Raw genomic sequence first — 20571 nt, 5'->3', positions numbered from 1 at the left:
CCTTCTAACGCAATAAATATGGTTGTAATTTTTTCATGACATTTTTTAATTTTTCAGCATCTTTCAAGTACATATCTTTAGCTTCTTTATTTTCAGTTTCTAAAGAAAATGACATTAAATCGGCTTGAATTTTTTGAAGACTTGCATATAGCATTTCTTTAATCTGTGTTTTCGGAACTTGTATCATATCATCGAAAAGATCAACATATAAATCTCCAGAAGAATCTACCTGACCGACAAAAACATTTTGAAGATCAACACCTTTGATTTCTAATTGATCCTTAAGCCAGCGTTGATTTAATCCAGCATTGGTAAGTCCTTCGTTCAAAATATTACCGTCTAAGATAACTGTTATGCATTCAGCTTTAGATGCGACTTCTCTTCCTAAATCATGTGGTGTAATTGGTTTTTTATCAGCTTTTAGACTTACATTTATATCACCAGTTGTTTCCATGATTGCAAATTCAACATCAGCTAAATTAAATGCCTTTTTAGAACGTAATGCTTCTAAAAATTCTTGCCCAGTCATTCTTTCTTTTGACAAGTTATCTTCCATAATTTTGCCGCGTTTAATTAAAACTCTTTCTTTACCATGTATTAAGTTATAAATCCATTTACTTCTCATGCAAGCAAAGTCCAGAATTATAGGAGACGCCCCCCAAACAGCAAGTGTAATTAATCCGAAATAAATATTATCAAGTAAATTTAATGACATTAAAGCTATTATTATGGCAACAACGCAATAAGAAATAAAATCAAATGGGGTAGCCCTAGATAAAGTTTTCTTTTTCATATATCGAGATAAGACTAAAGCGACAAAAAATAAAAGTATTGAATTAAATAATAAAATTAACCAAGTATTCATAATCCACCTCACTTAGTTGCCTTTATATTGGGGTTCCTGAAACTCAATGAATCCTACTCTTTTTTCTAAATCTAGTTTTATTTTACCTATTTCTTTAAATGCTTCAGTATAAACATCTTTAGCTTTCTCATCACGTTCTTGCAATGAATACATTCTTAAAGTAGCCTCAGCCCCCTTTAAGGTGGCTAATGTTTGTTTTACCTTTGAGCCAACAGTCATAGTAAAATCTCCTTTATATTTTTTCTTAAATTGTTTACTCAGTTACTTTAACCAAGATGTTTAAATTTAATTCATTTTTTATAAAAGAAGTATTATCTTTTTCGTATGTTTAAAATATTTTTTACATGTAAGTAAAAGTGCAATATATTGGTTTGTGAAAAAATAGATAACGAGAATTAAAAATTGATAGGATACGTCATATTGAAATTTGCAAGAAAATTTTTTAAATATATAATTTAAGAGATTATATAGAAGATTAAGAAGTTAAAGATCAATAGTAATAGAAAACAAAAAAATAACATATTTCAAGAATAAAAGTAATTATTTATGATATAAAAATTAGCTAATTATGACGAGCATAGTCATCATAATTAGCTTTTTATTAATAAATACATAATTAAAATTTAAAAATTATCAATAAATATTTTTGAGATGTATGATAAACAATATAAACATTATTTTCCTAGATCATCCCAATGTTGACTAGCTTCACCTAACTCAACTAAGGCTGAAGTAGTATCTTTTGCAGCAATGGTAGCTTTTAATCTTGCTAAACTTACACTTAAATCGTTTATTTCACTTCTTTCACTGCTGTATTGAACTTTCTTAATAATAGATTTCCATGCTGTTTCTAATTCATTAGTGTCCTGTTCTGCTAATGTCCAATCACCTGATGATACTGCAGTTGTGATTGTATCTAAATGCATTGGAATGTTATCCCAATCTCCGGTACCTTTTTTAAAATAGGTACCACTAAGCATAATTAATATAGAAACTACTAAAATAGCAACAGGAGTAAAAATAACAAAAAATTTTCTCATGGCTATCCCTCCATTTATGAAATTTAAAATTAGATTTAAAAGTTGTTTTATATATAAATTTAAATTTTCATGTACCTAATATGGACCTTTAAAATCGCCCACAGCTACTGGCTCATGTATTTTATCTTTGAATTTATCTACGTAAAGAGAACCAGATGCTTCAAGAGTAGCTAAAAAGACTTCGGAATAATCTTTAATTCCTTGTTTTTTAAGTTCAGATTTTAACCACTTACGAGTACGCTTAACTTGTTTCAAATTAATGTCTACAATTATTCCGTCGTAAATTAAATCAATTCCTATGCCTGTATTAGTAGAAACGTTAATATTCATATCCTTTGGAGATAAAGGCTGTAATTCAGCTTTCTTTAGAACTGAAAGTTCTCCATTTGGTTCTAATACTGCAAATTGTACTTCGCTTAAATCAAATATATCTTTACTTCTTAATTGTTGTTGTAAATTTGTAGCATCATACCTTAGTTTGCGCATATTATCTTCTAAAATTTTGCCATTCATCATTATAATAGTAGGTTCTCCTTCTATATATCTTGATGCATATCTAGATTTAGTTGTAAGATAATCAATACCTAATCCAGCAGCTGCCCATGTAAGGAGTCCAACCCAATGAGGCCAAGCTCTACTTGATAAATCAGTTGTTAGAGTAGCTGCTATTGAGCCAATAGTAATTCCTAATGTATAGTCAAAAAGAGTAAGCTGACTTATTTGTTTCTTGCCTAAAAGTCGTGTAAATATTAATAATGATAAAAAACCAATAATCCCTCTTACAAATGCTACAATTCCTTCGTTCAATTAAATCACTCCCATTAAAAAATATAATAATGTTGTATTATTAGATGCTTCTTAGTTAGCATCTAGATTCTAATTATGTACTTTTTATTTTTATACTTACTAAATTGTTTACTAACATAATTTAACCAGGAGATTTAATTTTAATTCATTTTTTTATTAAAGAGCAAACAAAGAATATTTAATAAAAAATGGTTTATAAAGTTAGAATACTAAAGTTATCTAATGTAACTTTTAAATACTATTTTTGTTAACATTTGAATAGATTATATTTTAATATAATGGTTAATATAATAGTGTCCAATAAATTAATAACTAAAGGAGGATGATATATATGTCATCAAATAATAGTGGAAGAAACAGAACTTTAGTACCAGAAGCAAGACAAGGTTTAAACAGATTAAAAACTGAAGTTGCATCAGAAGTTGGATTAAACGATTATGAAAACCAAGATAAGGGCAACCTTACTTCAAGACAAAACGGAAGTGTTGGTGGTTATATGGTTAAGCACATGATAGAAAGTTATGAACAACAATTATAAGAAATATAAAATAATGAATATACTAAGTTTATTCTTAGGTATATGAAAGAAAATAACAAGTCCAAAATGTCATGATTATTTTTCATTAGGCAAGGAAGCAGATTAGTCTCATAGCGAGCTATTAGGACAATATGCTGACATGAGCAGTGAACCCAAATCTATGATTTGGTATGACTCGCTTACTCAACAAGCGCATGCGAGTCGAGCTTCCTATGATGAAGAATAGAATTGGCAGATGGACTTGTTATTTTTTGATTATGCCTTAGTGCATTTTAATTTGTAATTGAAATTTTTTTAAAGAAAATGAAAAAGTTTACAAAAATGTATTGACGAACAGAGAAAATGGAAGTAAAATTAACTTATCAAAACACATTTAAAAAGTCATTTTAAAACACAATATTGTAATTAATTATTTTAAAGTTAAGGGATAGATTTGAATTTAGGAGGTTTATTGATGAGGTATTTATTGGGATTAGATATTGGAACATCTGGAACTAAAACAGCTTTATTTGATGAAGATGGAAAGACAATACAAACTGCAACTTATGGGTATGAGTTATTTCAGCCACAAGTAGGCTGGGCAGAGCAAGATCCAGAAGATTGGTGGAAAGCTTGCGTTAAAGGAATAAAAGATGTTATTGAAAAAAGTGGTGTACAAGCCTCTGATATTAAAGGAATTGGATTAAGTGGTCAGATGCATGGGCTTGTTTTGGTAGATAAAGATCACAATGTTATTAGAAAATCTATAATTTGGTGTGATCAAAGGACAGAAAAAGAATGTGATTATATGACAAAGGTCATAGGAGCAAAAAGGTTAATTAAGATAACAGGAAACCCAGCTTTAACAGGATTCACTCTTTCAAAATTATTGTGGGTTAGAAATAATGAACCAAATAATTTTGAAAAAATATATAAAGTACTTCTTCCAAAGGATTATATAAGATTTAAACTAACAGATGTATTTGCAACCGAAGTTTCAGATGCTAGTGGTATGCAGATGTTAGATATAAATACTAGAAATTGGAGCGAAGAGCTACTTAATGATTTAAATATAGATAAAAATATATTACCTAATGTTTATGAGTCAGTTGTTGTAAGTGGACATGTAACAGAAGCAGCTGCAAAATTAACAAAATTACAAGTAAATACACCAGTGGTTGGTGGTGCAGGAGATCAAGCAGCCGGTGCAATAGGAAATGGAATAGTAAGTGAGGGAATAATATCAACTGTAATTGGTACATCAGGAGTTGTATTTGCAGCTACAGACACGCCAAGATTTGATGAAAAGGGCAGAGTCCATACTTTGTGCCATGCAGTACCTAACAAGTGGCATATAATGGGAGTTACCCAAGGTGCAGGTTTATCATTAAACTGGTTTAAGAGAACATTCTGCGCTAAAGAAGTAGAAGAAAGTGATAAAACAAAAGTTAATATATATGATATTTTAACTAAAAAAGCATCAAAATCAAAGCCTGGATCTAATGGAATAATTTATTTACCATATCTTATGGGAGAAAGAACACCTCATATTGATCCAAATGTAAAAGGAGCATTTTTAGGTGTATCTCTTATAAATAATCATGATGATTTTGTTCGCAGTATATTAGAAGGTGTTAGTTTTAGTTTAAAGAACTGCCTTGATATTATAGAAAATATGAATGTAAATATTAGTGAAATAAGAGTTAGTGGTGGTGGAGCAGAAAGTGATGTTTGGAGACAAATATTAGCTGATATTTTTCAACACTCATTAACTACAGTAAAAGCATCAGAGGGAGGAGCACTTGGAGTAGCAATACTCGCAGGAGTTGGAGCTGGTATATATGAATCTGTAGAGGATGCTTGTAATAGAATTGTAAAAGGAAAAGAAAAGGTAAATCCAAATACAGATTTAAAAGACTTATATTCAAAAATTTACGAAACATATAACTCAGCTTATCCTAGAATTAAAGATATCTAAAAATAATATAGATATTCAAATTAAGTCTTAGATTTGCATGTAAATAGCAAAATTCTCTGGAGTAACACTACACACATGCATGATATTTATTTTTAGTTTTGGGTATCATGCAAAGTGTAACTGTGATTTATAAATTGGATATCTATATTTGTTTACAATTTGATTTTTATATTGATAATACGCAGTTTAGAAAAAATATTTAGTAATGACTATTTAATTAATATAAGAAGTATTTATGTTATAGTAGAAATTCTTTAACTTAAATGATAATAATGGTATTATTTAAGAAAACAAATATTGTTCATATTATACATGAGAGGAGTATTATCAAATTTGATTGAGGTAAACCATAGTAAAATAAAAGAAACTAATAGAAAAAAGATAATAAAGTTATTACTAGAAAGAACTGAGATTACTAAATTAGATATCTCTAGAATATTAGGGATAAGTATAACTACTGTTTCCACCAATATTACTGAATTTAAAAGTGAAGGAATTGTAGAAGATGTGAGATCATTAGAGTCTACAGGTGGAAGAAAAGCAATTGCAATTAGGCTGAAAGAAGATTGTAAATTTTCAATTGGAATAGCATTGACACCAAATCATATTAAGATAGCGTTAGTTAATATAAAGAAAGAAATTATTGAAAATATACGAATTAGCCACAACAATGATGGAATAGAAAATTTAATAAGAATAATTAATGAAAAAATAGATTTCATGATGAAAAAATATAATCTAGACTCTGAAAAATTATTAGGAATAGGATTATCATTACCTGGAACTGTTGATTTTAAGGAAGGTATAATCAAATATTCATATCTACTTGGAGTTAAAGATTTTAATTTAAAGGAAAAATTTCAATATTTAAATGTACCTATATATGTAGATAATGAAGCCAATTTATCAGCTTATTATGAATTTTTAAGTAGAAAAGATGTATTAAAAAATTTACTTTATATATCAATAACGGATGGATTAGGTCTTGGAATAATTATAAATGGGAAGATATACAGAGGTGACAATAATTCATCGGGAGAATTTGGTCATATAAAAGTAGTTATAGATGGTAAAAAGTGCAAATGTGGAGCTAAAGGATGTTTAGAAGCATATGCATCTATGAATTCTTTAATAGAAAGTTACAATGAAGAAGTTTCAGAAAACATATTAGATATAGATGAATTTGAAAAATTATATATGCAAAATGATATAAAAACAAAAAAAGTATTAGATGATTATTTGAGAATTTTAGCAGTCGGTATATCTAATTTAATTATGATATTAGATCCTAATACAATAGTTATAGGTGGAGATATAAATAATTTATTAAATGATAAAATGGAAATTTTGAAAAAGAACATCTATAAAGATAATTTATTTACAGATGAAAGCAGTTGCAATATCAGCATAGCAGATTTTAAAGAATCATATATGTTAGGGGCAGCTATGATGCCTATAGAAGAATTTTTGGAAATTAAATAATGGAGTGGTGAAAGCTACTCTATTAATTTAAGACACAATCAAAAAAATAACAAGTCCATCTGTCAAGCCTATTTTCCAACATGCTGCGTCAGCAGATTGTCCTAATAGACTCGCTATGAGACCAATCTTCTTCCTTGCCTGATGAAAAATAATCTTGGCATTTTGGCTTTGTTATTTTATTTCATGTGTCTAAAAACTTGTTAAATAAATTTTAAAAACACATTTAATAAAGGAGAGGTTAGGAAAATGAGATTTTTTTTGGACACAGCAAATGTAGAACATATTAAAGAAGCAAATGAAATGGGAGTAATATGTGGTGTTACAACAAATCCATCATTAGTAGCTAAAGAAGGAAGAGATTTTAATGAAGTTATAAAAGAAATAACTGAAATAGTTGATGGACCAATAAGTGGAGAAGTAGTTGCAGAAGATGCAGCGGGAATGATAAAAGAAGGAAGAGAAATAGCAGCAATCCATAAGAATATGATTGTAAAAATTCCAATGACAGCAGAAGGACTTAAAGCAACTAAAGTATTATCTAAAGAAGGAATTAAAACAAATGTAACTTTAGTATTTTCAGCAACACAAGCATTACTTGCAGCAAATGCAGGAGCAACATATGTCAGTCCATTTTTAGGACGAGTAGATGATATATCAATGATAGGTATGGATCTAGTAAGGAGTATAGCAGAAATTTTTGCAATTCATGGAATACAAACTGAAATAATAGCAGCGAGTGTAAGAAATCCAATTCATGTGATAGAAGCAGCAAAAGCTGGAGCTAATATAGCAACAGTGCCTTATAACTTAGTTATGCAAATGGTAAAACATCCATTAACAGATCAAGGATTAGAAAAATTTAAAGCTGACTGGGCAGCAGCATTTGGAACATCTAAGAATTAATAGTTAAGAGTTAATAGTAATGTGACTTAAGCTATGATGCTAAAATTTTATTATGCAAAGCGAGGATGAACACATGAGTAGAGAATTAGATAAGTTATGTATAAATTCAATAAGAGTACTTTCAGCAGATGCTATTCAAAAAGCAAAGTCTGGACATCCAGGGTTACCACTTGGTTCAGCAACAATGGCATTTACATTATGGACAAAGATGAATCATAATGGAAAAAATCCAGCTTGGGAAAATAGAGATAGATTTATATTATCCGCAGGACATGGTTCAATGCTTGAATATTCATTATTACATTTATTTGGATATGGATTAACTGTAGAAGATATAAAGAATTTTAGACAAACTGGCAGTTTAACACCAGGACATCCTGAATATGGCCACACTAAAGGTGTTGAAATAACAACCGGTCCACTTGGACAAGGCATTAGTAATTCAGTAGGAATGGCTATTGCAGAGTCGTATCTTGCAGAAAGGTTTAATAAGCTAGATTACAATATAGTTGACCACTATACATATGCTATAGTTGGAGACGGATGTCTTATGGAAGGAATTTCAGGAGAAGCATCATCGCTTGCTGGAACATTAAAACTTGGAAAACTAATTGTGTTATATGATTCAAATAATATTTCAATTGAAGGAAATACAGATATTAGTTTTAGAGAAGATGTAGCAAAGAGATATGAAGCTTATGGATGGCAAGTATTAAAGGTTGCAGATGGAAATGATATAGATTCTATAGAAAAAGCAATAGATATAGCGAAATCAGAAGTATCTAAGCCATCAATTATAATAGTAAAAAATCAAATTGGATATGGATGCCCAGCAAAACAAGGAAAAGCTTCGGCTCATGGTGAACCTTTAGGGGATGAAAATATAAGAGCAATGAAGGAAAACTTAGGATGGAAGATGGAACCAAAATTTTATGTACCAAATGAAGTATATTCAAATATGAATCAATATATAGAAAAGGGAGTTTCAAAAGAGCACGATTGGAATGACTTATTTAATGAATATAAAAAAGCTTATCCAGATTTAGCACAAGAATATAATAAGTGGATGAGTGGTGAAATCGATAAAGAAAGTTTATTAAATAATGAAGAATTTTGGAGCTTTGATAAAGAAATGGCTACAAGACAATCTTCAGGAATAATGATAAATAGATTAGCCAAACTAATTCCTAATTTAATAGGAGGATCAGCAGATCTATCACCATCTAATAAAACATATATGAGTGATAGAGGGGATTTCTCAGCAGAAGACAGGAGTGGATCTAATCTTCACTTTGGAGTTAGAGAACATGCAATGGCAGCTATAGTTAATGGTATGTATGCACATGGTGGACTTAAGGTATTCTGTGGAACATTCTTTGTATTTAGTGATTATATGAAAGGTGCAATGAGATTATCAGCTTTAATGAAACTTCCTGTAACTTATGTATTGACTCATGATAGTATTGGAGTAGGAGAAGATGGGCCAACTCATCAACCTATTGAACAATTAGCATCACTTAGAAGTATGCCTAACATGACAGTGTTTAGACCAGCAGACTCAAAAGAAACAGCAGCCGCATGGTATTACGCTGTAACAAATGGAGCAACACCAACATCATTAGTTTTAACAAGACAAAGTTTACCACTATATGATGGATGTCCAAAGAGAGTATTAAAGGGTGGGTATATACTTAAAGATTCTAAGAAAGAAACTCCAGATGTATTACTAATGGCATCAGGTTCAGAAGTTGAATTGATCTTTAAGGCAGCAGATGAACTTGCAGCTAAAGGGATAGATGCAAGAGTAATAAGTATACCAAGTTTTGAATTATTTAACGCTCAAGATGAAGCATATAAAGAATCAGTTATGCCAAACAAAGTACGTGCAAGAGTTGCAGTTGAAGCATTAACATCATTTGGATGGCATAAATATGTAGGCCTTGATGGGGAAATAATCTCATTAGATACTTTTGGCGCATCAGGTAAAGCTGAAACATTATTCGAGAAATTTGGATTTACTGTAGAAAATGTTGTTAACAAGGCTGTTAAAGTATTAAATAAATAAAAAGTTTAATAATTAATCTATAAATATATTAAAACTAATACCTTAATACATTCTTAAAGTTATAAGAAGAAAATATGTATAAAGATGTGTGTAAAATAAAAGATTAATAAAAATAGAATAATAAGCAATTAGTTTGAAATATATTTATAGATTTTTAATATAAGCATATTTACAAATAAGGCACATGAAATTGTTATTTTTTTGAATGTGTCTAACATAAAGAAAGGAAGATCAAATTGGTTATTAAAAGTGTTACTGATAAGGAATTTAAAAAATATGGACAAGTGTTAAAAAACTACGACTGTTCAGAGATAATTGAAAAAATGAAAAATACACCATTACCAGAGGATGTAATATATGAACCATCAATAAAGGAGCTTGAAGAATTAACTATAGCAAAGCAATTAAGAGATAGAGAATTTGGAGAGTTGCCAATACAAATAGGATATTGTAATGGGAATAACTATATGTTAAATGCAGTTGAATATCATCGTTCATCTGAAATAAATATAGCAGTAACTGATCTTATATTACTTATAGGTTCTCAGCAAGACATTGAAGACGATTACTCATATGATACTTCTAAAATAGAAGGTTTCAAAGTTCCAGCTGGTACTATAATTGAAGTTTATGCGACAACTCTTCATTATGCACCTTGTAATGTAGAAAAAGAAGGATTTAAATGTGTTGTAGTTTTACCAAAGGATACAAATTTAAATTTAGAAAATAAGATTGAAAAGAATGGTGAAGATGCATTGTTATTTGCTAAAAATAAATGGTTAATTGGTCACAAGGATACTGATTTAGGTGAACAAGGAGCATTTATAGGATTAGTTGGAGAAAATATTTCAATAAAATAAGGTGATTAATTATATTAAATAAACTATAAGAAATAATTAATATATAAAAATAAATTAATAAAATTATAAAAAATGGGGGAATTTAAAATGAAAAATATGCCAGAAGTAAAATTAGGAATTGTTGCTGTAAGTAGAGATTGTTTTCCAATGGAATTATCAACAAATAGAAGAAAAGCAGTAGTAAAAGCTTATAAAGAATCTTATGGAGATATTTATGAATGTCCAACAGCTATAGAAAATGAAAAACACATGCAAAAAGCATTAGCAGAAGTAAAACAAGCAGGTGTAAATGCACTTGTAGTATACCTTGGAAATTTTGGACCAGAAACTCCAGAAACTTTACTTGCTAAAGAATTTGATGGACCAGTAATGTTTGCTGCAGCATCAGAAGAAAGCGGAGATAACTTAATTAATGGACGTGGAGATGCTTATTGTGGAATGCTTAACGCAAGTTATAATTTAGCACTTCGTAATATAAAAGCATATATTCCTGAATATCCAGTTGGGACTGCTAGTGAGGTTGCAGATATGATTTCAGAATTTGTACCAGTTGCTACAGCATTACTTGGATTAAAGAATTTAAAAATTATCTCATTTGGACCAAGACCTCAAGATTTCTTAGCTTGTAATGCACCTATCAAACAATTATACAATTTAGGTGTTGAGATAGAAGAAAATTCAGAACTAGATTTATATGCTGCATTTAATGAACATGCAGATGATAAGAGAATTCCAGAAGTAATTGCTAGCATGGAGAAAGAATTAGGCGAAGGAAATAAAATGCCTGGTATCTTACCAAAACTTGCTCAATATGAACTTACATTATTAGACTGGATGGAAGAGCATAAAGGATCAAGAGAATATGTCGTTTTTGCAAATAAATGCTGGCCATCATTCCAAACTCAATTTGGATTTGTACCATGTTATGTAAATAGCCGCTTGACTTCTATGGGAATTCCAGTATCATGTGAAGTTGATATTTATGGTGCATTAAGTGAATTTATAGGAACTTGCATTAGCAAAGATGTTGTAACATTACTTGATATAAACAATACAGTACCAGCTGATATGTATGACTCAAATATTAAAGGTAAATTCGATTATACATTAAAAGATACATTTATGGGATTCCATTGTGGTAATACAGCAGCCTGCAAATTAACTAGCGGAACTATGAAGAACCAAAAGATCATGGCTAGAGCATTAGAACCAAACCAAGAACCAAATATAACTAGAGGAACACTTGAAGGAGATATAGTTCCAGGAGATATTACATTCTTTAGATTGCAAAGTAATGCTGATGCAGAATTAACAGCATATGTGGCTGAAGGAGAAGTTTTACCAGTTGCAACACGTTCCTTTGGAGCTATTGGTGTATTTGCAATTCCTGAAATGGGTAGATTCTATCGCCATGTATTAGTAGAAAATAGATATCCACATCATGGAGCAGTTGCATTTGGACACTTTGGAAAAGCAATGTTCAATTTATTTAGATATTTAGGCGTAAAAGAGGTTGGATTTAATCAACCAAAAGGTATGCTTTATAAAACTGAAAATCCTTTTAAATAGTTTTTAGATATTTTAAAGGCTGAAAGCAGAATTTTTTCTAGCTTTCAGCCTTTATTTATAATTTCTCAATTATAGATAAATAACTTTGAGTTTGGAATTATGATGTAATTAACCGAAAGAAAGGGAACTATTTTACTCGGTTGCTAGATAATTTGGCTGTGGATTTCTAACAGCAGAAGTTGTCACCATTCCTGCATGCTCCCAAGGCAAGTGCTCACTGAGAAAGTTCGAAGAACGAAATGTAAAATTTCGATTCTCACTTTTGTGACAAGCAAGAGTGGAACAACTTCTACTGAAGAAATACCTACAGCAAAATTATCAACGCAACACTACGTAAAATAGTTCCCTTTCTTTCTAGTATTGAATATATTTTAAAGTTTGCTTATATATAGGAGGATGTGAAAAAGCCTATTTTATCCTTTAGGAAATTATAATGCAGTTAAATTGAGGACGACTTTTGGAAGCATTCTAATTATAACAGTAGTAAAGCTAATTTAAATATGAATAAAATGTTAACACAGAAAAGCATAGTCTGTGAAGCAGATTTTCTTGTTGCTTATTTATATGAAAAACAATATATTAAAGAACATTATATTTTAGAAGTTAAAAAATACTAGAATTTCTATATTTGATAGAATTTGTATTATGATTTTTCTTGGATTACATTGGAACAGAAGCTATAATAATCATTGAACGCGTTCATTTATTATGAAAATTATATAAGGGAGAAATGATAAATGAAAAATTACTTTAAAAAGTTTAGTATAATGTCATTATTTATATTTTTATTCTTATGCGCAATAGGAATATGTAATAGTAATAAAGCCTTCGCAGAGGAATATTTAATTACACCAACCAATATGACAGATAGTTCATCACCAAGTCCTTTTAGAGCAGATGCATCTAGCATTGATTACAGATATAAAGTTCAACCATGGGAAGCCTTTAATGGGACATCCGTTGATGCTTATGATACATGGCTTTCTCAAAGCGGTGAATCAAGTAATGTATGGTTGTCTATAGATATTGGTACGCGGAAGATACCTTCTTCTTATTCTTTTAGTACGTGGAATGACAGTGAAATGACAGCGGCTCCTAAGGATTGGAATTTTGAAGGTTCCAATGATGGAGTTAACTGGACAATATTAGATAAAAGAATTAACATTAGTGGTTGGAATAGAGGCGAAGAAAAAAAATTTAACATATCAAATAATAGTAGTTCATACTCAAGATTTAGAATCAATGTATTACAAAATAATGGAAGAAGCGATGTAGCGATTGATAATTTTAAAATATATTCTGATTCATCGTATGATTTAGAAAAAAATCTTTCATTAAATAAATATACAGATAACTTACAAGTAGGTCAAACTGACAATTTAGTCGTAACAACAATACCAGCAGCAATAGATGTAACATGGAAATCAAGTGATTCTTTAATAGCAACAGTAGATTCAAATGGTAAAGTTACAGGGATAAAAGAAGGACAAGCAGCAATTACAGCTACAACTGCTGATGGAGCAATTGCAACATGTACTGTAACAGTAACTAACAAATCTGGTACTAGTGGTGGAAATACTACACCAACTAATCCAACAGATAATACTGGTGGAACATCTACAGGAACAGATGAAACAAGCACTATAGTTAATATTGCTCATGCAAAAGGTGATAACACCAATAATGCTGGTGGCGAAGTTTCAATTATATTTCACGGAACAGCTGATACTACGTTAAGTGTTGTAAAAACAGCAGATGTAAAAGATGTATGGGTAGGAGATAAGTTTACGTATACTATAGTAGTTACTAATACTGGTTCAAAAACAGCAAAGGCAGTAGTAGTAAATGATAATGCTCCAAATCATATTCAATTTATACCTGGTGGAATAACAACAACTCAAGGTACAGTTGATTCAACTTCAACACCTTCAAATATTGTAGTTAATGTTGGTGATATTCCACCTTCAGGAACAGTTACAATTAAAGTACCTGTAACTGTAGTTCTTTAGATATAAAATAAATAAATTTGAAATAAGATAATAGAACATAAATATTTATTTAGGGCACTTGCAGAAATGTAGGTGTCTTTTGTTATACAAAAAATTTTAAACAAGGAAGGTGACTTATGAATGATAAATTAGTGAAGGTAAACTAGATATTAGGTAATTGAGAAACTCATTTATAAAACTGAATAAGAATTGATTAGAAATTGCAAAAACATCATTAATTGATGTAAAAGTTGCTTTTATGCAATTCCAATGGTTTGATTAGCTAAAAAGGGCGCACAAAATAAACAAAACGGGACTCTAGATAATTTTGTGTTATTAGTATATTTGTTATTTAAATATTACTGGAAATTTTATGGTCAGGTAATATTTTTAGTAAATACTGGAAAGATGGATAATATCCATTAGACATTTTTTATGTTGTATTTCCTGCCCTATTTGTTACCCAAGTATGAATATACCATGTTATACAATAAACATATACATATTAAAATGTTTATTGTTTTTTATTGATTTATTTTACTATCATGTATACAAGAGTATGTGATAGAGTGTATATATAAATGTATTTACAAGGTTACTAAATATTAAATAGAACTCAAAAATGTTTTTGTTTCATAGTGCTACGAAACAAAAACATTTTTGAGTTCAGTAAGTTACCACATCACTCTAAGGCATAAGTATGATTTATAGTTTGAATATCTATATCGATATTTAAATTATAAATTAGATTTAACCTTTGAAATGAACTCTAAACCAGAAAGTAAGGGTACTCTTTTGCGAGCATTGCATTTAGAATATGGCTATAGGTATCTCTTCAGTAAGAGTTGTTTAATTCTTGCTTGTAACCAGATTGTCTGGGGAACATGCAGGAATTGAGCAACTCTTACTGTTAGAAATCCATAGCCATGTTCTATAGCAATTGAGCAACAGAGTACCCTTACTTTCGGTTAGCCACTACATAAGTTTAAGCTAAATATCTATAATAGTATCGAAATTTTAAATTATAGTATTATCAGTATCCAATTTAGCATTTCTTTGAGCTAATAATTCAGGCAAAATAGATGAAAGCGAGCCAATAAGTATAAGTAAAATGCCCATAATCATATTAAATGGAATAATTTCATGCAATATAATTAACGCAAGAATTGGTGCTAATATTGGTTTGAAGAAGAATACTAATGAAGTAGTTTGAGCAGAAGTTTCTTCCATAGCTTTGAAATAACAAGCAAATCCAACTCCAGTGTTAATAATACAAATAAATGCAACTATAGGTAATGTATTCAAATTGTATCCTGTAAACAAAGGAATATTTGAGAAAGTCGCAAGTCCATTTGAATAAAACCAATTTGAAATCAAAGTAATATGGGTTAAGCCAATTAAAATCAACATTTCAAGACTGCCAAATATAAAACCAAAACAAGTTACAACTATTCCACCATATTTAGCACATTTCTTTTTACCAGAGACTCCATAAAGAGCAAAAGTTAAAGTTGATGCTATTGTAAGTATGACACCTAATACACTAAGTTTTGTGTTTAAAGGGTCTATAATTATTATTGTTCCAATAATTTCAAGAACTAAGGCGATAATATTGTTTTTAGTAATAGCTTCTTTTAAAAGAAAGAATGCTAAGATCGTAACAAAAACTGGATTGCAGCTAAATAACACAGCAACTACAGAAGCTTCAGTATTTTGTACTGCCAATTGATATAATCCCATACTTACAACAATGCCTAATAATCCTAATAAAGCAAAGTAGTATAAATCATTAATTGAAATAGAAAGATGTTTTTTATGAAGTGAACTTATAGCAAATGGTATTAAGCATAAGCCACCAATAAAGAATCTTGTAAAAGTAAGCTGTATTGGATTAAATGTTGTAGACACAAGTTTTAATGCAATTTCCATTGTACTAAAAATAACAGTTGTTAAAATAATATAAACATATCCTTTTTTCATAATAATTCCCCCAAACATATTTTATATTAGTCACATTCAAATAAATCACAAGTCCATTTGTCAGCTAATTTTCCATTATGAGAAGCTCGACTTGTATACATTCGCTGAGTAAGTGAGTTCATACAAAATCATAGATTGCACTGTGTGAAAGTTCTGATAGCCAAATATAAAATTTGGAGCATCACTTTTAGTTCACTTCGCATCGTCGAATTGGACTGGTTATTTATTTGCACGTGCATTAAAAGTAAGTAATTATTTTTTGCTTAACTTCAATTTATATACAGTTATAGTATATAATACTAATAAGTATGATGCTAATACATAATTTCTATGTTTTATATGCAGTAAAGCTATATTTTTGGAGGTATATTAAAATGGATTTCAAAGAATTACAATATGTTCTAAGTATTGCTAAAAATAACAGTATTTCGAAAGCTGCTAGAGAGTTATATATATCGCAGCCATCACTAAGTAAATATTTACAGAATCTTGAAAAAAATTTAGATATTAATATTTTTGAAAGGATAGGAAATAATTATAATTTAACTTATGCAGGAGAAAGATATATAAAATACGCAAGAGAAATACTAAGAATAAAGAAAGATTTAGATGATGAATTCTCTGACATTGTAAATAATAAAAAAGGAAGATTAAATGTAGCGTGTTCAATAATACGAAGTCCGTATCTTATTCCAGAAACCGTTCCGAAGTTTAAAGAGAAATATCCAAATGTTGATATAAATTTTTGGGAAGAAACAGGATCTAATAAGTTAGATGAACTTGTGACTAATGGGGATGTGGATATAGCAATATTTAATTATTCAGAAAATAATTCTATGCTATCTTGTGAACTTTTAAAAAATGAAGAAATTGCATTAGCGGTTAGTAAAAATCATCCATTAGCTAATGAAGGTAAGAAAATTGAAGGTTGTAAATTTCCTTGGATTGATATTAAAAGATTTAAAGATGATAATTTTATAATTAATTATACAGATCAAAAAAGTGGAGAGATAGAAGAAGATTTATTTGATAAGCTGAATATAAAGCCTAAAGTTATATTAAAAACAAGAAGTGTTGAGTGTGCTATTCGATTAGCAGCATGTGGATTTGGAGTTTCCTTTAGTTCAGAAACATACTTAAAATACGTGAACTTAGAAAAAAAACCAATATATTTTTCAATAGGAAATCCTAAAATAAAAGTTAAGCTTTTTGTTGTATACAGGAAGAATTGTTATTTGCCACAATATGTACAAGACTATATTAATATAGTAAAAGAAACAATATAAAAAATATATAGACAACTTGATTTATAGTATAGATGCTTCTTTAAGTTTAGTAAATATATATTCTAATTATATATAGATACAGTATAATGATTTTTAATAAATATATTCCGACTAGATATAAACTATTATGGTAAAATATATCTATAGGGGGGAGTGCATGAAAATTAAGAAGCAAACATATAACATGTCTAAAATAGTGTTAGTATCTATATTTTTAAATTTAATACAAGTAGTGTTTATAATTTTATTTGTTTATTATAAACATAAAAATCATTATATTATTGAAGGGAATTTTATTATTGATGTTATAGCGATAAGTATATGTATTAACAGTATTATTACAGGGGGGATATTTTATAATCTTTTATTTAAAAAGGGGAGTGATAATTTAATAGATACAATAAAATATCTTGAATCATTCAATAAAACTTTAAGAACTCAAAGACATGATTATTTGAATCATATTCAGGTTATTTATTCATTGATGGAACTTGAGGAGTTTGATGAAGCAAGAAATTATATAGAACCTGTCTATAAAGATATAGTAAGAGTTAGTAAAGCTTTAAAAACTTCGAAACCAGCAGTAAATGCACTGCTTCAAGCAAAACTTCAGATGGCAGAAAAAAATGAAATAGATATGGAATTAGAAATAAAAAGTAATTTAAAACATCTTAGTATGGAACCATGGGAGTTTTGCAGAGTGATAGGTAACATAATCGATAATGCTATATTTACTTTAAAATTAAAGCCTAATAATAGATATATGCTTGTTGAATTTGCAGAGGATTTACAAAATATAAAGATTAATATATCAAACAATGGTGAGAGCATACCAAAAGAAATTATATATAAGATATTTGAAGAGGGATTTACAACAAAAGAAGATAAAGGAGAAGGAATGGGGCTTGCTATAGTTAAAGAAATTGTTGAGTCATTTCATGGTACAGTGGGAGTTTCATCCAATGAACAAAGAACATCTTTTGAAATAATTATACCTAAAAAAGTTATTTAAGCACAATCAAAAAAATAACAAGTCAAAAGTTGAAATGAACATTTTTCATTTTTTTAATGTGCATAAATGACATTTGAACTTTAAAAATGTATAATTTAGAAATTTTGTGTTACTAAGTTTTATTATTAAGACTATTATATTTTTATAGTAAGGAGGGAGGGAGAAAAATATGAGTGTATTCTTACCAGATATAACAGTTCTAACAGTTTTACTTCTGATTATAGGCTTTGGACTGGTATTTTTGGAAATGCATATTCCAGGTTTTGGAGTGCCAGGTATTGCAGGAGCTATATCTTTAATATTAGCAGTAGTATTAACAGCTCAAAATTTTGCACAAGCATTAGTTATGACATTAGCAATCTTAGCTGTTTTAGGAATTATGCTCGGTGTGGTTTTAACGTTTTTCACAAAAGGAAAATTATTTAAGCCGCTGATATTATCAGATGAACAAAAAAAAGAGCATGGGTATATTAGTTCGTCAGATTTGGATTACTTGCTTGGGAAAAGAGGAATTGCAATTACTGACTTAAGACCAGCAGGGTCTGTAGATATAGACGGAGTCAAGTTTGATGTGATTTCTGATGGCGAGTACATTCCAGCTAATTCTAAAATTGAGATATTTAAGGTTAGCGGAGTAAAGTTAGTAGTAAAAAAAATTTAAATTTACAATTAGTATTTTGATTAAGAAATATAGTGTAGATGACTAAATGGTATTTAGAATATTCTATATAACAATTTACTATAGGAATATAACAATAAGGAGAGATTATTAATGATTATTAATTTAGTTATAGTAGCGATAGCAGTAGTATGTTTAATTTCAGTATTTATTACATTTGTGCCAATAGGGCTATGGGTATCATCATTAGCAGCCAATGTTCAAGTAAGTATATTTAATTTAATTGGAATGAGATTAAGAAGAGTTATACCTTCTAGAATAGTAATTCCACTTATAAAATCAACAAAGGCTGGTATGGGGCTTACTGTTAATCAATTAGAAGCTCACTATTTAGCAGGTGGTAATGTAGATAATGTAGTAAATGCATTAATTGCAGCACATAGAGCAGATATAGATTTACAATTCGAAAAAGCAGCTGCAATTGATTTAGCAGGTAGAGATGTTTTAGAAGCTGTTAAAATGAGTGTTAATCCAAGAGTAATTGAAACACCAAATGTTTCAGCTGTTGCAAAGGATGGTATAGAACTTTTAGTTAAAGCAAGAGTTACAGTTAGAGCTAATCTTGAAAGATTGGTAGGTGGTGCTGGAGAGGCAACCATTTTAGCGAGAGTTGGTGAAGGTATAGTAACTACAGTTGGTTCTTCTACTAGCCATAAGATAGTATTAGAAAATCCAGATGCCATTTCAAAAACAGTACTAAATAAAGGGTTAGATGCAGGTACAGCATTTGAAATTCTATCAATTGATATTGCAGATGTAGATGTTGGAAGAAATATAGGAGCTCAACTTCAAACTTTACAAGCAGAAGCTGATAAGAATATAGCACAAGCTAAGGCAGAAGAAAGAAGGGCAATGGCTGTAGCTAAAGAACATGAAATGAGAGCTGCTGTTGTAGAAGCAGAAGCAGAAGTGCCAAAAGCAATGGCTTACGCATTAAGAGAGGGAAAGCTTGGAATTATGGATTATTATGATATGCAAAATGTTATTGCAGATACAAGCATGAGAAGTTCAATTTCTAGTGCTGGAAAGAAGAACGAATCATTGACTGCTGGCGATAAAGAAAATAGTGATAAATAAATAGTATCACGGGAGAGTGAGAAATATGAAATATGATATTACTACTGATCCATTAAAGATTTTTGCAACTGCTATTTTTGAGTCTACATCATCGACAAGAAATAATAGAAAAAATCTAATTTCAAAAGATTCACGAAATGTTGATTTAGATATAAGTAATAGCACAAATAATAATATGAACAATAATAATTATACAGAATCAGAGGAAAGCAATGCAGAATCTAATGAAAGCAGCGATAAACAATGTAATGAAATTATTTCAAGTAAAGATAGTAAGCATAATAATAATAATAACAAAGTTAATGATTGCTATAATAAAAAACAAGATGTTTACTTGAATTCACAAGGCATGATAGATTCTATCGTTCAAGAGTTAACACCAGTTAAACTTCAGCAGACAATTCTACTTTCTGAAATAGTTGGAAAGCCAAGAAGTAAAACTAGGAGAAAAAGAAGATTTTAA

General features: G+C 29.5%; 18 protein-coding genes. 13 read left to right on the top strand and 5 right to left on the bottom strand.

Features of this window, described 5'->3' with window-relative positions:
- Positions 1-4 precede the first annotated feature (4 nt).
- The 4 genes from CLSA_RS15850 to CLSA_RS15835 form a co-directional block, all read right to left on the bottom strand.
- The gene (locus CLSA_RS15850; protein WP_022747410.1) at positions 5-865 is read right to left on the bottom strand and encodes a DUF421 domain-containing protein; all 861 of its coding nucleotides are present in this window, start codon (positions 863-865) and stop codon (positions 5-7) included.
- 12 nt (positions 866-877) lie between these two features.
- Positions 878-1084: a DUF1657 domain-containing protein gene (locus CLSA_RS15845; RefSeq protein ID WP_022747409.1), complete on the bottom strand. Its 207-nt coding sequence runs from the start codon at positions 1082-1084 to the stop codon at positions 878-880.
- A gap of 455 nt (positions 1085-1539) precedes the next feature.
- On the bottom strand, positions 1540-1905 hold the full coding sequence (locus tag CLSA_RS15840) for a DUF4363 family protein (protein WP_022747408.1): 366 nt from the start codon (positions 1903-1905) through the stop codon (positions 1540-1542).
- Between the two features lie 75 nt (positions 1906-1980).
- Positions 1981-2712: a DUF421 domain-containing protein gene (locus tag CLSA_RS15835; RefSeq protein WP_022747407.1), complete on the bottom strand. Its 732-nt coding sequence runs from the start codon at positions 2710-2712 to the stop codon at positions 1981-1983.
- Between the two features lie 331 nt (positions 2713-3043).
- On the opposite strand from CLSA_RS15835, the gene CLSA_RS15830 reads away from it, so the two are divergent.
- The 8 genes from CLSA_RS15830 (at position 3044) to CLSA_RS15795 (ending at position 14095) form a co-directional block, all read left to right on the top strand.
- Complete coding sequence (locus tag CLSA_RS15830) at positions 3044-3250, top strand: alpha/beta-type small acid-soluble spore protein (RefSeq protein ID WP_022747406.1); 207 nt, start codon at positions 3044-3046, stop codon at positions 3248-3250.
- Positions 3251-3704: 454 nt separating this feature from the next.
- Complete coding sequence (xylB, locus tag CLSA_RS15825; RefSeq protein ID WP_022747405.1) at positions 3705-5207, top strand: xylulokinase; 1503 nt, start codon at positions 3705-3707, stop codon at positions 5205-5207.
- A 333-nt stretch (positions 5208-5540) separates the two neighbouring features.
- Positions 5541-6689: an ROK family transcriptional regulator gene (locus CLSA_RS15820; protein WP_041716300.1), complete on the top strand. Its 1149-nt coding sequence runs from the start codon at positions 5541-5543 to the stop codon at positions 6687-6689.
- 246 nt (positions 6690-6935) lie between these two features.
- Positions 6936-7592 (top strand): fructose-6-phosphate aldolase, encoded by a 657-nt coding sequence (gene fsa / locus CLSA_RS15815; RefSeq protein ID WP_022747403.1) that lies wholly within the window; start codon positions 6936-6938, stop codon positions 7590-7592.
- A 73-nt stretch (positions 7593-7665) separates the two neighbouring features.
- Complete coding sequence (tkt, locus tag CLSA_RS15810) at positions 7666-9657, top strand: transketolase (RefSeq protein WP_022747402.1); 1992 nt, start codon at positions 7666-7668, stop codon at positions 9655-9657.
- Between the two features lie 236 nt (positions 9658-9893).
- Positions 9894-10517, top strand: coding sequence for a DUF4867 family protein (locus CLSA_RS15805; RefSeq protein WP_022747401.1), 624 nt, complete (start codon positions 9894-9896; stop codon positions 10515-10517).
- A gap of 87 nt (positions 10518-10604) precedes the next feature.
- Positions 10605-12086, top strand: coding sequence for an L-fucose/L-arabinose isomerase family protein (locus tag CLSA_RS15800; RefSeq protein ID WP_022747400.1), 1482 nt, complete (start codon positions 10605-10607; stop codon positions 12084-12086).
- A gap of 737 nt (positions 12087-12823) precedes the next feature.
- Positions 12824-14095, top strand: coding sequence for an Ig-like domain-containing protein (locus tag CLSA_RS15795; protein WP_022747399.1), 1272 nt, complete (start codon positions 12824-12826; stop codon positions 14093-14095).
- A gap of 996 nt (positions 14096-15091) precedes the next feature.
- On the opposite strand, the gene CLSA_RS15790 is transcribed toward CLSA_RS15795, so the two are convergent.
- Positions 15092-16054 (bottom strand): DMT family transporter, encoded by a 963-nt coding sequence (locus tag CLSA_RS15790; RefSeq protein WP_022747398.1) that lies wholly within the window; start codon positions 16052-16054, stop codon positions 15092-15094.
- Positions 16055-16428: 374 nt separating this feature from the next.
- Here CLSA_RS15790 and CLSA_RS15785 point away from each other — a divergent pair, with 374 nt between their 5' ends.
- The 5 genes from CLSA_RS15785 to CLSA_RS15765 all read left to right on the top strand — a co-directional run bounded on the left by CLSA_RS15785 (position 16429) and on the right by CLSA_RS15765 (position 20571).
- Positions 16429-17340: a LysR family transcriptional regulator gene (locus tag CLSA_RS15785; RefSeq protein WP_022747397.1), complete on the top strand. Its 912-nt coding sequence runs from the start codon at positions 16429-16431 to the stop codon at positions 17338-17340.
- A 157-nt stretch (positions 17341-17497) separates the two neighbouring features.
- Complete coding sequence (locus CLSA_RS15780; RefSeq protein ID WP_022747396.1) at positions 17498-18352, top strand: sensor histidine kinase; 855 nt, start codon at positions 17498-17500, stop codon at positions 18350-18352.
- A gap of 169 nt (positions 18353-18521) precedes the next feature.
- Positions 18522-19013 carry an NfeD family protein gene (locus CLSA_RS15775; RefSeq protein ID WP_022747395.1) on the top strand — a complete coding sequence of 164 codons (492 nt, stop codon included), beginning with the start codon at positions 18522-18524 and terminating at the stop codon, positions 19011-19013.
- A 111-nt stretch (positions 19014-19124) separates the two neighbouring features.
- Positions 19125-20108 (top strand): flotillin-like protein FloA, encoded by a 984-nt coding sequence (gene floA, locus CLSA_RS15770; RefSeq protein ID WP_022747394.1) that lies wholly within the window; start codon positions 19125-19127, stop codon positions 20106-20108.
- A gap of 25 nt (positions 20109-20133) precedes the next feature.
- A complete protein-coding gene (locus CLSA_RS15765) occupies positions 20134-20571 on the top strand; it encodes a hypothetical protein (protein ID WP_022747393.1) in 438 nt (145 codons plus the stop codon).

It is taken from the genome of Clostridium saccharobutylicum DSM 13864, assembly GCF_000473995.1.
Classification (GTDB): domain Bacteria; phylum Bacillota; class Clostridia; order Clostridiales; family Clostridiaceae; genus Clostridium; species Clostridium saccharobutylicum.
The sequence above is the reverse complement of the archived record's forward strand: the minus strand, read 5'-3'. Positions and strand labels throughout refer to the sequence as shown.

Coding starts and splice junctions, on each gene's coding strand:
- CLSA_RS15830 (WP_022747406.1), top strand. CDS start 3,044: ATGTCATCAAATAATAGTGGAAGAAACAGAACTTTAGTACCAGAAGCA.
- CLSA_RS15790 (WP_022747398.1), bottom strand. CDS start 16,054: ATGAAAAAAGGATATGTTTATATTATTTTAACAACTGTTATTTTTAGT.
- CLSA_RS15765 (WP_022747393.1), top strand. CDS start 20,134: ATGAAATATGATATTACTACTGATCCATTAAAGATTTTTGCAACTGCT.
- CLSA_RS15775 (WP_022747395.1), top strand. CDS start 18,522: ATGAGTGTATTCTTACCAGATATAACAGTTCTAACAGTTTTACTTCTG.
- CLSA_RS15800 (WP_022747400.1), top strand. CDS start 10,605: ATGAAAAATATGCCAGAAGTAAAATTAGGAATTGTTGCTGTAAGTAGA.
- CLSA_RS15850 (WP_022747410.1), bottom strand. CDS start 865: ATGAATACTTGGTTAATTTTATTATTTAATTCAATACTTTTATTTTTT.
- tkt (WP_022747402.1), top strand. CDS start 7,666: ATGAGTAGAGAATTAGATAAGTTATGTATAAATTCAATAAGAGTACTT.
- fsa (WP_022747403.1), top strand. CDS start 6,936: ATGAGATTTTTTTTGGACACAGCAAATGTAGAACATATTAAAGAAGCA.
- xylB (WP_022747405.1), top strand. CDS start 3,705: ATGAGGTATTTATTGGGATTAGATATTGGAACATCTGGAACTAAAACA.
- CLSA_RS15785 (WP_022747397.1), top strand. CDS start 16,429: ATGGATTTCAAAGAATTACAATATGTTCTAAGTATTGCTAAAAATAAC.
- CLSA_RS15845 (WP_022747409.1), bottom strand. CDS start 1,084: ATGACTGTTGGCTCAAAGGTAAAACAAACATTAGCCACCTTAAAGGGG.
- CLSA_RS15795 (WP_022747399.1), top strand. CDS start 12,824: ATGAAAAATTACTTTAAAAAGTTTAGTATAATGTCATTATTTATATTT.
- CLSA_RS15780 (WP_022747396.1), top strand. CDS start 17,498: ATGAAAATTAAGAAGCAAACATATAACATGTCTAAAATAGTGTTAGTA.
- floA (WP_022747394.1), top strand. CDS start 19,125: ATGATTATTAATTTAGTTATAGTAGCGATAGCAGTAGTATGTTTAATT.
- CLSA_RS15840 (WP_022747408.1), bottom strand. CDS start 1,905: ATGAGAAAATTTTTTGTTATTTTTACTCCTGTTGCTATTTTAGTAGTT.